At 43.3% G+C, this 13,635-nt stretch carries 11 protein-coding genes; 9 read left to right on the top strand and 2 right to left on the bottom strand.

The features are described 5' to 3' along the window. Positions 1–135: 135 nt before the first annotated feature. The 6 genes from FIS9605_RS0125340 (at position 136) to murI (ending at position 8,434) form a co-directional block, all read left to right on the top strand. Positions 136–564 carry an EVE domain-containing protein gene (locus FIS9605_RS0125340; protein ID WP_026735082.1) on the top strand — a complete coding sequence of 143 codons (429 nt, stop codon included), beginning with the start codon at positions 136–138 and terminating at the stop codon, positions 562–564. A 161-nt stretch (positions 565–725) separates the two neighbouring features. After that, the gene (locus tag FIS9605_RS0125335) at positions 726–2,225 is read left to right on the top strand and encodes a cation:proton antiporter (RefSeq protein ID WP_026735081.1); all 1,500 of its coding nucleotides are present in this window, start codon (positions 726–728) and stop codon (positions 2,223–2,225) included. Between the two features lie 593 nt (positions 2,226–2,818). Continuing rightward, the gene (locus FIS9605_RS43080) at positions 2,819–2,989 is read left to right on the top strand and encodes a hypothetical protein (RefSeq protein WP_155960535.1); all 171 of its coding nucleotides are present in this window, start codon (positions 2,819–2,821) and stop codon (positions 2,987–2,989) included. A 34-nt stretch (positions 2,990–3,023) separates the two neighbouring features. Then, the gene (locus FIS9605_RS0125325) at positions 3,024–4,922 is read left to right on the top strand and encodes an N-acetylmuramoyl-L-alanine amidase (protein WP_026735080.1); all 1,899 of its coding nucleotides are present in this window, start codon (positions 3,024–3,026) and stop codon (positions 4,920–4,922) included. A 447-nt stretch (positions 4,923–5,369) separates the two neighbouring features. Continuing rightward, entirely contained in the window at positions 5,370–7,430 is a 2,061-nt protein-coding gene (locus tag FIS9605_RS0125320; protein ID WP_026735079.1) for an N-acetylmuramoyl-L-alanine amidase, read from the top strand. A gap of 146 nt (positions 7,431–7,576) precedes the next feature. Further along, complete coding sequence (gene murI, locus FIS9605_RS0125315; protein ID WP_035140227.1) at positions 7,577–8,434, top strand: glutamate racemase; 858 nt, start codon at positions 7,577–7,579, stop codon at positions 8,432–8,434. A 71-nt stretch (positions 8,435–8,505) separates the two neighbouring features. Here the strand turns inward: murI and FIS9605_RS41265 are convergent, their stop codons facing one another. Next, entirely contained in the window at positions 8,506–8,703 is a 198-nt protein-coding gene (locus FIS9605_RS41265) for a hypothetical protein (protein WP_026735077.1), read from the bottom strand. Positions 8,704–9,636: 933 nt separating this feature from the next. Between FIS9605_RS41265 and sds the strand changes: the two genes are divergently transcribed. Further along, positions 9,637–10,608 (top strand): solanesyl diphosphate synthase, encoded by a 972-nt coding sequence (gene sds / locus FIS9605_RS0125305; protein ID WP_026735076.1) that lies wholly within the window; start codon positions 9,637–9,639, stop codon positions 10,606–10,608. A 116-nt stretch (positions 10,609–10,724) separates the two neighbouring features. Here sds and FIS9605_RS0125300 read toward each other — a convergent pair whose 3' ends face one another. After that, the gene (locus tag FIS9605_RS0125300) at positions 10,725–11,198 is read right to left on the bottom strand and encodes a hypothetical protein (protein ID WP_026735075.1); all 474 of its coding nucleotides are present in this window, start codon (positions 11,196–11,198) and stop codon (positions 10,725–10,727) included. 206 nt (positions 11,199–11,404) lie between these two features. On the opposite strand from FIS9605_RS0125300, the gene hetZ reads away from it, so the two are divergent. Further along, on the top strand, positions 11,405–12,595 hold the full coding sequence (gene hetZ / locus FIS9605_RS0125295) for a heterocyst differentiation protein HetZ (protein WP_026735074.1): 1,191 nt from the start codon (positions 11,405–11,407) through the stop codon (positions 12,593–12,595). Further along, entirely contained in the window at positions 12,588–13,568 is a 981-nt protein-coding gene (locus tag FIS9605_RS0125290; protein WP_026735073.1) for a hypothetical protein, read from the top strand. The genes hetZ and FIS9605_RS0125290 overlap by 8 nt, the downstream gene beginning before the upstream one ends. The last annotated feature ends 67 nt before the right edge of the window (positions 13,569–13,635 follow it).

The following is a 13,635-nucleotide window of genomic DNA, read 5'->3' as shown; positions in this document are numbered from 1 at the left end:
GCGCCCCTACCAACAATCAACTATCAACCATCAACAATTATTTGTTTTTACTTTCACACGTAATAATCGCTATTCTAAGACGGTTACATTTTTAGAAACTTAAAAAACGACACTCAGACTTTGGGAGATAGTTTCATGGCGTATTGGCTGCTGAAAACTGAGCCGGAAGAGTATTCCTACTCCGATTTAGAACGGGATGGCAGTACAGTTTGGAATGGAGTAAGCAACGCCCTAGCTCTCAAGCATCTACGTATGATGACAGTAGGGGATTTGGCGTTAATTTATCACACTGGCAAGGAGCGGCAAGTTATGGGTGTAGCAGAGATAACGAGCCAACCTTACCCCGATCCAAAATTGGATAATGCCAAAAGAGTTGTTGTGGATGTAAAGGCAATACAAAGAGTGCCTCAACCCGTTACCCTAGCTCAAATCAAGCAGGACAGTAGCTTTGAAAATTTTGATTTGCTGCGTCTCCCTAGACTATCTGTAGTCCCAGTGTCAGAGTCGCATTGGCAGCAGCTCCTACAATTATCAGGTAGTAGGGGTGAAGCATTTTGTAGGTAGTCCTGGCATTTTAGCAATAAGCTATTGCTCGAATGTTACCCTGCGGGGAAGCTTGGATACACACTCGTCGATTAGTTAATAGCTTTTGACAGATGACAAAGAACAAATGACAAAGGACAAATAACAAAAGCTGAAGCTCGACAGCTTGTAAATTAGAAAGAATGATTTCCACACAGTCAATGCAGTTTTTAGGCACAATCAACTTCTCGTTACCCCTATTGGCAACGACAGGTGAAACAGCAGATAGTTCGCTGGTAGTAGCAGCAGTACTGCTGAGTTTGGTAGTTATTTACTTTGCCAGTAAACTCGGTGGAGAATTATCCAACCGCTTCGGTTTGCCGCCTGTCTTAGGTGAACTCGTAGGCGGTGTGGTTGTAGGTATATCTGTCCTACATCTGTTGGTATTTCCTGAAGGAGGGGCAGATAGTTCTAATTCTCTAATCATCTCGTTTCTCAAAACCACTGCTGGTTTAAGTCCTGATGCCGCAGACAGTGTGTTTGTGGCCCAGTCAGAGGTTATTTCTGTTTTGGCAGAATTGGGTGTAATCATCCTGCTGTTTGAAATTGGTTTGGAGTCAAACTTAAAAGACTTGATGGCAGTGGGTATTCAAGCCACAGTTGTAGCGGTAGTGGGTGTTGTTGTACCCTTTACTGCTGGCACGGCAGGTTTGATGATTTTGTTTGGAATCCCAGCAGTTCCGGCGATTTTTGCTGGGGCAGCGCTGACTGCCACTAGTATTGGTATTACTTCCAAAGTTTTGTCAGAATTGGGGCGTTTGAATTCCAAAGAGGGGCAAATTATTCTTGGTGCAGCCGTTATTGACGATGTACTGGGGATTATTGTCTTAGCAGTAGTGGCCAGTCTTGCTAAAGATGGTGCAGTCGATGTTGGCAAGGTTGTTTATTTGATTATTAGCGCCAGTACTTTTCTTTTGGGTGCGATCGCCCTAGGTAATGTTTTCAACAAAACTTTTGTGGCGATCGTCGATCAACTCAAAACGCGCGGTGAACTGATCATACCAGCATTCATTTTCACTTTTGTGATGGCATATATTGCCGCCGTTATTCAGTTAGAAGCGATTTTGGGAGCTTTTGCAGCAGGTTTGGTTCTGGAGGAAACAGATAAGCGCAAAGAACTGCAAAAGCAAATCATCCCGATTGCTGATATGCTAGTGCCAATTTTTTTCGTGACTGTCGGGGCACAAACTGACTTGGGAGTTTTAAACCCAGCGATTCCTAGCAACCGCGAAGGTCTTGCTATGGCCAGTTTCCTCATCTTGGTAGCTATCCTGGGTAAAGTTGTGACTGGCTTAAGCGTTTTTGGTCAACCCCAAATCAATCGTTTGGCAATTGGCGTGGGAATGATTCCTCGGGGCGAAGTCGGATTGGTATTTCTTGGTATTGGTGCCAGTACTGGCATTCTTTCCAAACCATTGGAGGCGGCAATTATCATGATGGTCATCCTCACAACCTTTTTAGCCCCTCCCTTGCTGCGGTTCGTATTTCCGCAACCACAAATGGCAGCAGGAGATTCCAATGAACTGATTTTAGATGGCTCTTCTGGGGCTCCTGTGGCAATAAAATCATCTGGTGCGATGATGTCGACATCAAATGATAATGAGAATCTCAAAGGTAATTCCAATTCTCAGGAGGGTAAGTAAAATTTTTGTGTACAGGCGCACTGTTGAGCGTCTGTACTTCAATCATTATTTAGTTCTGACAATATTTAGGACTTTAAGATTAGCATAGGAAACTTATGTCTCCTACTGTCCGTCGCCTGTGATTGTACCTTTGAAGGAGTTTTTCTTAACTACTATTAATATTGCTGATGTAATTACTTTCTGGTCTTAAAAATAATGCAGAACTTAGAAGTGAAAAAGATTTTCACACTTTGTTATGTGATGAAATCATATGGCTGACTGTCTTGAAAATAAAGAAGAGGAGCCACTGCATTGCGGAGCTTCTCCCGGTGTCTTTTACTGTAATATTTCCTTACATTGGTCTGTTGTGCTTTTTTGAAGTAATTAAAAAGTATGACCTGCAATTTTTGTCTTGTCAGTTAAGAAAAGCTGATTTTTTAACCAGGTGCATTGATTGCCAACAATCAAAAAACTCAAAAAATCTTTTGGCAACGCAAGTGTATGTTGCTAGCATTGACTGCTATTGTTAATTTTAGTTATTTCTTTGTTGGTTTAATCTGATGCTTTGCAGACTAAATTTCCCTGGCAAAAAGGCATAGAAAAGAGTAAAGTTTATGCTAAAATTCTACGCCATCAACCGTGACTTTATCTGGACGCAAAACCATACATCTAAAAATAAAAGTGAACTGCGACACCAGCGACCGAATAAAGTAATTGACTCATCGAAGCTAAAAGTTGACGGTGACTGCCTGAGGATTGACCAACGCTTTTACATAACAGATTGACCGCTCTCATGAATGCGACTCAGGAGAAAGCACTGTGAAACTACACTGGTTAGTACCTGGTACTGTCTTGGGTATCTCCCTATTATCGTCGCCTGCACATGCAGCGAACCTACAATCTTGGCGTTTTGATGCCGATCAAAATCGGTTAGAAATCAATACTGATGGTGCTGTTCAACCGACTGCCCAACTAGTGTTCAATCCGACACGGTTGGTCATTGATTTGCCAGGTATTAAATTCGGGCGTCCCCAGCTTGTCCAGTCAGTCGGTGGTGCGATTCGCTCGCTCCGGATTGGACAGTTTGATCCACAAACTACACGCGTAGTGGTTGAACTCAGCCCAGGTTATACCCTCGATCCTCAGCAGGTGAAATTTGAAGGGGTAGCTGCTAATCGCTGGCGGGTACAATTACCAAAGCCAAAACGGGAAGAAGTTGCTGCCTCACCTACCAGAAGTACTTACAGTGTGGTGACAACAAAACCTTCTACCACATCTAGTTCAAAAGAAACGGTAGTCAAAACTGCTGAAGCTACGACTCAAATTGAAGGTTTGCGAGTCACGGGAGATGGATTTTTCATCCGTACGAATGGTGGCAATCCAGAGGTGAAGGTAAGGCGTAATAGCGATCGCACTCGAATTTTCATGGATATCTCTGGTGCGACTTTATCACCCGATTTGGAACGCGATTTATCAATTAATCGTTACGGTGTTGACAGTATCCAATTCTCTAAATTGGATGAAACACCACCCACAGTCCGCATGACTATGCGGGTGGACAAAAATGCCCCTGACTGGCGACCGACAGTAAGTAGTGCGAATGGTTTGGTACTGTTGCCTACCAATGGCAGAATAACTCAATTACGTGGGGATAACAGTTCAAGACCCTTGCTTTCTTCATCCCGTAATTCTGAAACTGATTCGCCAGCCACAATTGAATCTGTAGAATTGGCTGGCAATGGCACGCAACTAATTATCAAAGGCGATCGACCTTTATCTGGTAGTGCTGGCTGGGATAGATCCTCTACACTGTTCCGCATTACTATTCCCAACGCTCGCTTAGGTTCTGATGTTAAAGGGCCTGATTTCGATGCCAACAGTCCTATTCTCAGAGTACGCCTGCAACAGCAAGACCCCCGTACTGTCGCTATTTTTGTTCAACCCGCAGCAGGAGTACAAATTGGTCAACTCAACAAACTCAGCGGTGAGCTTTTGTCACTAGAATTGCGACAACGCTCATCTGGTAGATTTAGACCTCCGGTTGTGTTACCCGGGCCATCTGGTAGATCTAGACCTCCGATTGTTACAATCCCCCTACCACGACCAAACCCACGACCATTATCAGAAGGGCCTATTGTAGATAAACCCCAACCTTCCCCAACGCGCCGTGTTCCAAATGGGCGAGTGGTAGTCTTGATTGACCCCGGACATGGTGGCAGAGACTCAGGGGCTGTTGGTATCGGAGGAAAGTTAGAAAAGGATGTCGTATTACCTATTGGCAAAAAGATCGCAGCGATATTACAAAAGAATGGCGTACAAGTGGTATTAACCCGGAGTTCTGACTACTTCGTTACCCTTCCGGGAAGAGTAGCAATAGCAGAACGTGCCAATGCTGATATATTTGTCAGCATCCATGCTAATTCAGCGGGTACAGGTCGTCCGGATGTGAATGGTTTGGAAACGTATTATTACGATACAGGCTACAGTTTCGCTCGCATTGTCCACAGCAGCATTCTCCAAAGTGTGAATGTCAGAGATCGGGGAGTGCGAAGAGCCAGATTTTATGTTCTCCGCAAAAGTTCTATGCCCTCAATCTTAGTGGAAACTGGTTATATGAGTGGTCGGCAAGATATCGCTAAGCTACGAAGTGCATCTTACCAAAATCAAATGGCAGAAGCGATCGCTCGTGGTATCCTCCGATATCTCCAGCGAAGATAAATCAACATAATACTTTATCTTTACCGTATTTCTGCTGAAACTGCGCTATTTTTTCAGCACTTATCACAGTGTTATTTGTAAATCTTTCCCTCATTTCGATACATCAATTCCCAGAAATTACGCAACATAAAAAATTCTTTATCACCGACCGTATCATTGACCAAAATTGACTACTGTTGTTAATTTTGGTTATTACTTTGTTGGTGTAATCTGCTGCTAGTAGCAGACTATTTTTTCCTGCTTATTACGACAGCGCAATTTATAAAGTCGTGCTAAAGTCTGACGCCATTAGCTATGGCTTTATCAAGCAGCACTTTATAAAGTACAAACCGATACATCGGAATAAAAGCTAAGATTTTGGGTGGTAACGATGTGAGAATTTGAGGATTAGCCAACACTTGGATAAATTAACGCTTTTCGTATGAATGTGAATCAGGAGAAAACATTGTGAAACTACAGCACTGGTTGATACCTGGTATTGTCTTAAGTACCTCCCTATTATCTTCGCCTGCACATGCAGCGAACTTGGAATCTTGGCGTTTTGATGCCAATCAAAATCGGTTAGAAATCAATACTGATGGTGCTGTTCAACCCACCGCTCAACTAATGTTCAATCCGACGCGGTTGGTCATTGATTTGCCAGGTATTAAATTCGGGCGTCCCCAGCTTGTCCAGTCAGTCGGTGGTGCGATTCGTTCAATCCGCATCGGACAGTTTAATCCACAAACCACACGTGTAGTGGTTGAACTTAATCCTGGCTATACCCTTGACCCTCAGCAGGTGAAATTTGAGGGGGTAACTGCTCAACGTTGGCAAGTACAATTACCACAACCACAACTCCAACCAGCCACCACTGCTCCTCGAAATCAACTCCAACCTGCCACTACTGCCCCTCGCAATCAACTACAGCCAGCTACCACTGTTCCTCGAAATCAACTCCAACCAGCCGCCACTGCTCCTCGCAATCAACTCCAGCCAGCTACCACTGTTCCTCGAAATCAACTCCAGCCAGCCGCCACTGTTCCCCGAAATATTTATAGTGTAGTAACAACAAATACCTCTAACACTACCGCGAATACATCTAATATTGTTGCGAATAAAGGAACAACAGTCAGCGCTAGCACTGGAACAACACAAATAGAAAGTGTAAGAGTCACTGGCGATGGTTTTTTTGTTCGCACTAATGGTGCTACCCCTCAGATTCAAGTCAATCGCAGTCAAGACAAAAGCACCATCAACATTGATATCTCTGGTGCAACTTTGTCACCTAATTTAGTACAGCGAGATGTAAGTATCAATCGATATGGCGTTAATAGTATCCAATTCACCGAATTAGGTACAACACCACCCACGGTCAGGATGATGATGCAGGTGAATAAAAACAGTCCTGATTGGCGGGCAAGCACAAGTGCTGTTGGCGGTTTAGTAGTTTTACCTAATAGTAGTCCTGTCAGATTACCTAGAGATAATAGTTACCGTCCCAGTTTAGGTAGTAATCCTAGCCCGAGTCCTATTCCTTCGCCCGTCGCCACCGACGAAGTGGCAACAATTCAGGCTGTGGAACTTAGTCCTACTGGCAAGCTATTAATCATTAAAGGCGATCGCAATTTATCAGCAAGTGGCGGTTGGGATAGATCCTCTGGTTTATTCCGCATTACTGTTCCCAATGCCAAATTGGCTACACCTGTGAGAGGCCCAGTCATGGATGCCAACAGTCCTATCCTGCGGGTGCGCTTGCAACAGCAAGACCCTCGTACTGTTGTTGTCTATGTCCAACCCGCTGCGGGAGTGCAAATAGGGGTAGTTAACCAAATTGGCGACAAGTTCGTGTCTGTGGAACTACAACGCAATCGTCCTGGTGCTGTTTTACCTCCCTTACCACAACCTAACCCTCAACCATCACCAGGATCTGTGGTAGATAATCCTGATAGTGCGCCACAGCCACAGCCACCACGTCCAGCGCCCAGAGGACGAGTGGTAATAGTAGTTGACCCCGGACATGGTGGTAAAGACTCCGGTGCACCAGGAATAGGTGGATTGTTAGAAAAGGATGTTGTTCTACCTATTGGCAAGAGAATTGCTGCTGTTTTAGAGCAGAATGGCATTCAAACAGTGCTAACACGGGATTCTGATTATTTCGTAGAGTTGCAGGGAAGAGTAGAGATTGCCGAGCGTACAAATGCTACTTTATTTGTCAGCGTTCACGCAAATTCCGTTGATAAACGCCCAAATGTGAATGGCTTGGAAACTTACTATTACGACAGCGGATACCGTTTCGCACAAGTAGTTCACAATAATATTCTCCGCAATATCCCTACCCTTAAAGACCGAGGCGTACGGAAAGCCAGATTTTTCGTCCTCAGAAAAAGCTCTATGCCCTCAATCTTAGTGGAAACAGGTTATATGACCGGTCAAGAGGATAACCCCAGATTGGGAAATCCAGAATATCAAAACCGTATGGCAGAGGCAATAGCTAATGGTATACTCGAATACCTACGACAAAGATAAAAGTGTAGTAAAAATTGCTAAATGTTAGTAGTTAATAGTTGTTTGTTGTTTGTTATTTGTTGTTTGGAACAACCAACAACCAACAACCAACTAATAACAAGACCTACTAAATCCTGTATCTTAAATCAAAACTCTAAATTCAAAATTTGTCTGTGTCTATATTTGAAGGCAATCTTTGCGATTTTTCTCAAGAACCTCAACGTGCGCCAATTGGCATTTTTGATAGTGGTGTGGGTGGGTTGACGGTACTGCGACAACTCTATCGGCAACTGCCTAATGAATCAATTATCTACTTTGGGGATACAGCTCGGCTTCCCTATGGCATTCGCTCACAAGCAGAAATTCTCCAGTTTGTTCGAGAAATCCTCACCTGGATGCAACAGCAGCAGGTGAAAATGGTAATTATGGCTTGCAATACTAGTTCTGCCCTCGCATTAGAAATAGTACGCGAGGAATTTGAGATGCCAATTCTCGGACTGATTTTACCAGGAGCAATGGCAGCAGTGCAGCATGGAAAGCGCATAGGTGTCATTGCTACCCCAGCAACTGCTAAGAGCAATGCTTATAGACATGCTATTATCGAAGCAGATCCAGAAGCTCAAGTTTGGCAGGTAGGCTGTCCGGAATTTGTACCGCTAATTGAGCAAAATCGCATTCACGACCCCTACACTACAGAGGTGGCGCGTTCTTATTTAGAGCCTTTACTACAACAAGAAATAGACACTTTAGTCTATGGCTGTACTCATTATCCCCACCTAGCTCCTGTGTTGCGATCGCTTATCCCCGCTTCTCTAAAGCTGGTAGATCCAGCAGTTCATGTAGCGGCTGCTTGTGCAAAAGAGTTAGATCTACTAGGCTTAAAAAATACCTACCCTGCTTTGCCAACCCGCTTTGTTGTGAGTGGTTGCCCACAACAGTTTGGTCAATCCTCAGCACAATGGCTGGGTTGTACCCCAATGGTTGAGGTAGTATGCTTCCCCAACACTGTTGTTTCTAGTAATTAGTTAACGATCAAGAGTCCATAGTCAATAGTTTATAAACTAATGACTATGGACTCTTGACTATTGACTCTCCACTAGCGTAAACTACTGGCTTCAGTTACATTCGGTGTAACCGATATATCCTGTGGGTGCTTTCCTGCAACAGCTGAAGAAACACTAGTAGAAGTAGTTTTGTTTCCTGTTCGCTTTGCCAGTGCTAATAGTAGATAAATTGTGAACAAATATCCAGAAGCTAAAATAAAAATCATCATAGGCATCTTCCCGTAAATCATTTTTGCTACCAGTGCCTTTATCAAGGAAATATAAATTCAATACAATTAGCAGGTATTCAGCCAGGCAAGTACTCACTTGGCGGCTTCTACATTACATGCCAAACTAACGGTAGAACTCTCGTTCTCTCCGCTCAATACACTATGTTTTGATATGATTTTTTGCAGACCACACCTATCACAGCAGTTAAATAACCAACAGGAGATTTAACTACTGCTTCAGCAGTCTACCCAGTCTGCCTTACTTGACACGTACCTCTGTTTGGCAGGAGCAACACTGACGCGCAAATAGCGCTGAAGATATGTGACCACTTTGCTTCCTCAAGGGAAACATGTAACTCCTAACCAAGAAGTGCGTATAACGCATCTGTAACCTATGAAATAACTTTCATAGTTTCATCTGCGACAACTAATTTTAGATTCACTACTAATTAAGTATAAATACTTAACTGTATTTACCTTATCTAGAAGTGAAGATCGGAAAAATTTAAAATCCTTATATTTTAGCGTAACACAACAACCCTGATTTTTCAGGCTACTTTTCTGCTAAATTGCAAAATTTCTAAATTAATACAGTTAAGCGAATTAGGCAATTTTTCTTTATCTGAGAAATAACTAATGTGTAATAAGTTATTGGTAATAAGTAAGAAATTAATTTATACCTGTTGTCAGGTTTACATAGTAGATTATAGTAAAAAAATTAATTTTTTATTAAAAACTGGTTTTTTGCCAGATAAATTTAACGTTTGCCGAAGTATATATGTATAAATTATATCGTATAAATTTAGTACTGCTTAAAAACAGACTAGTATCTTTTATTTTTAAGCCTTGAAAATAAGGAACTTTCTAACGAAAACTTTGCGCTGATTCTGGGTTATCTTAAAATGAGTATAGGATATGTAAACTTTCGTAACCTAAGCCAGAGTCCGCCAATCCATGACCCCAGCTACCTCTCTATTTTCCCCTGTGGAAGCAGACCTGCAAATACTAGCAGAGAACCTCAAACAGCTAGTTGGGAATCACCATCCCATCTTGTATGCAGCAGCCGAACATCTATTCGGAGCTGGGGGTAAACGTATCAGACCAGCAATTGTTTTACTGATATCGCGGGCAACAATGCTCGATAAAGACATTACACCACGTCACCGCCGCCTAGCGGAAATCACAGAATTGATTCACACAGCAAGCTTGGTACACGACGATGTGATAGACGAATCAGAGATGCGACGTGGGGTACCTACAGTTCACAGTTTGTTTGGTAACAAAGTTGCTGTATTAGCAGGTGATTTTTTCTTTGCTCAAGCTTCCTGGTATCTAGCCAATCTGGACAATTTGGAGGTCGTGAAACTGCTGTCAGAGGTGATTATGGATTACGCTGTTGGGGAGACACAGCAGGCAATAAATCACTTTGATACAAGTATTTCGATAGAAACTTACTTAAAAAAGAGTTATTACAAAAGTGCTTCAATCATTGCCAACAGTTCCAAAGCCGCAGGGGTAATCAGTGAAGTTTCTAAAGAAACTGCCGAACATTTTTATAATTATGGTCGCAATCTAGGTTTAGCGTTTCAGATTGTCGATGATATTTTAGACTTCACCAGTTCGACAGATACTTTGGGTAAGCCCGCAGGCTCAGATCTCAAAAGTGGTAATTTGACAGCACCAGTGTTATTTGCCTTAGAAGAAAAACCATACTTGGAAGTAATGATTGAACGAAAGTTTGCCCAAGAAGGTGATTTAGAGCAAGCAATAGCGCTGATTAATGATAGCCAAGGTATCCAAAGAGCGCGAGATTTAGCTGCTCAACATGCTAAGTTGGCAGTTGAGCAGCTTGCTGTTCTCCCGCCATCAGAATCACGCCAAGCATTAATTAAGATTGCTGATTATACTTTGAGCCGACTTTATTAGATACTAAGGACTGGGGGCTAGGGACTGGGGATTAGAAATTTTAAGATTAGGGATTAGTGGATATTTTTACACTAGCCCCTAGCCTAAGCGCTTCTAGTCCCTAACCTCAGCGCCTCTCAGGCAATATCAGGGGGCACTTGACCTTTGGGTCGATTTTGTTGCAAAACCTGTTGAACTAAACTTTGCAAGTCACTTCGCTTGATTTCAATTTCTTGCGTGTTAGTGCCATCAGTGTCAAAAAACACTATACTATCTACGGGTTCTAATGCCAGTAACTGAAACAAAATATGGGTGACAGGCATGGGGGCAGCTATTACTTGAGGGTCAAACCCAGCACTATAAGAGGTGGAAATATCCTGTATGGTAGGAAAAGCATAAATTACCTGCTTTTCTACTGGTGGATTTCCACGATTGCTCAATGTAGTTAAAATCCAGTTCTCATCCAAGTTTTGGAGAATATAGTACTGGGGATGACCTAACTTTTGAGCGATCGCACTGAGGGCAGGGGCAATTGCTGCAACTAATTTTGGTGTAATACCATCTTTGGGTGCATTGTCAATCAGCAATTGAATTTGTGCTTCTAAATCCATAATCACCTGTAATCTGCTTCTTGGTATTGGCTATAACTGCAAATGGTTGTGCGAACAATCAAACAAGAATTGGGAATAATAAATTCAGCCAAATCCTCAGGGCAGGACTGTCCTGCGTTTAGCTTATACGCAAAACTCCTAACCCAATACCCGCAGTCATACAGGTTGTAAATATGTATGTTAGGGTCAGTTAAAACACGAGACTTATGAAATCAGCCGCAACCACAATTATTCGGGGAGAGTGTTCTATCGGCGTGGAGGCGATATTTCCATTCCTTTTCCAGGAACTTCAGCAGTCAACCAAGGCATCCGACCAGAATTGCCGCGACGTCGCAATGCGAATTTCTGCCGAGGTTTACCGGATTTGCAATGAGAGTAAACGTATTCAAGCTTCCGGTTCTATAGAAAATTCGGCAATGACCCTAGCGAAGCATCGCCAGCAACAGTGTTTGAGGTACTACCAATTAGGTTCAAATCGAGGTAGGGTCGAATTACATAGTACCTTGAGCGCAATTATTTATCGCTACATTAATCCACCGCAAAGACAATTGAGCTATCAAGGGCGATTGACTGTCATTGAAGATTTCCTACAAAGTTTTTATCTAGAAGCTTTAAACGCTTTCCGGCGAGAAAACCAACTAGAACCATCTTATCGTCCGAAAACGCTGCTGGAATTAGCAGAGTACATGGCATTTACCGAGCGCTATGGCAAACGGCGGATTCCTCTACCAGGGCGTCAGCAGCAGTTAATTATTCTTCGAGCACAAACCTTTTCGCAACAGCAGCCCCCGGAAACTTGTGTGGACATAGAACAGGCCGCAGAAGGTAGTGGTAACGAAGCTGATGGTTCTTGGGAAGATCCAGCAGTGCAGCAATTGCGAAGTGCGATGGCGACACAAGCAGAACCAGAACCCCAAGAAGACACGCTGCGTTCGGTTGTAATTGCGGAATTAATGAATTATTTAGAAGAACGGCAACAGACAGATTGCGCTGATTACTTTGCTCTGCGCCTCCAAGATTTATCGGCTCAGGAAATCGAATCAATTTTGGGCTTAACCCCTCGCCAGAGGGATTACTTACAGCAGCGCTTCAAGTATCATTTAATTCGGTTCGCTTTGTTGCATCGTTGGGAACTAGTTCACGAATGGTTGGAAGCAGATTTGCAAACCAACCTGGGCTTAACTCCCCAGCAATGGCAGTCATACACCGAACAGCTTGACGAAAAGCAGCGGTCTTTATTAGAACTAAAGCAACAGGGGCAAACCGATGAAAAAATCGCTAAAACTTTAGGTCTGTCTATGGCACAACTTCAAAAACGCTGGTTTAAAATTCTTGAACAAGCTTGGGAGATTCGTAACTCTCTAGTGTCCGGATCAAGTGCTGCCACTCATGAATAGTGACTCAGGATCCTTACAAAACCAGTTACTCTCTCGGTTGTTGGCAGAACCAGCCAATCCTGGAGAGTCTATGCAACTCGAATGTGAGGACAATAACGGGGCAGAGAACTTTCTCCCAGATCTGACTGCGTTCACAGGTAGCGATCGGGAGTCGGGATTCAAGCCCCAAACCTTTCTATTGGGAGAAATTCCTACTGTGCAAGAACGTTTCCAAGCCGTCCTTAAGCGTCGGTTACAAGTACAAATTGAAGACCACCCACCATTATTCCCTTGGGAAACACAATTAGTGGATTATCCCGAGTGCGCAGACGAGCCTGCAATGGGGCTAGTTCCTACCTGGGGGTGGGCGGCACAGCAGTCTAAGCTGAACTTGCCGATGCTCCTACCGGAGAAAATTTTCCGGCAATTGCTTGACAAATGTCAAGCACTGATAACATCCTCTTTGCCTTTAGGGCCAAAATTGGTTCAGGCTGTGGAGAGCTTTTTCCCTAACGAATCTCAGGTGTTGAACGACCTAGCAGGATGTGTGTTAATGAGCCCCTACAGATCTGTAGATGCTCTCGAGGCAATGCCAAATCTGGATAGCGATTATTCAGATTTACAACCACGGCAACAAATGGCATTGTCATTGCTGGCGGCTAAACAACTGCTAGAAAGTTTAACTCTGCCTATTTCGACTACAAATCCATTGTTAGAAAGACAATGGCTTACTAGTGTTGGCGTCCTGAACCTGAAGGTAGCTTACCAATCTCAAGGTCAGGTGGCGAAACTGCGAATTCAAGGTCACTTACCTTCAAAAGGGGTGATTAAGCTCCAAGGAAGTGATTCTCAAGCAAGGGCAGAGTCTTCAGGTCCAGGAAGCTTGAGTGTAGAACTGTGCTGCACACAGCTGAACGAGGCTTACACCTTGACAATTGAGTTGAAACAAATAGACCAACAGCCGTTGTTATTTGTGATTATTCCCACAAAATGACTTAAAAGTTAGCTCTCGCTAGCACTCGAATCTTGATAATAGCCCTTGTTATGAAATGAATATCATC

Source organism: Fischerella sp. PCC 9605 (assembly GCF_000517105.1).
GTDB lineage: Bacteria > Cyanobacteriota > Cyanobacteriia > Cyanobacteriales > Nostocaceae > PCC9605.
The sequence above is the reverse complement of the archived record's forward strand: the minus strand, read 5'-3'. Positions and strand labels throughout refer to the sequence as shown.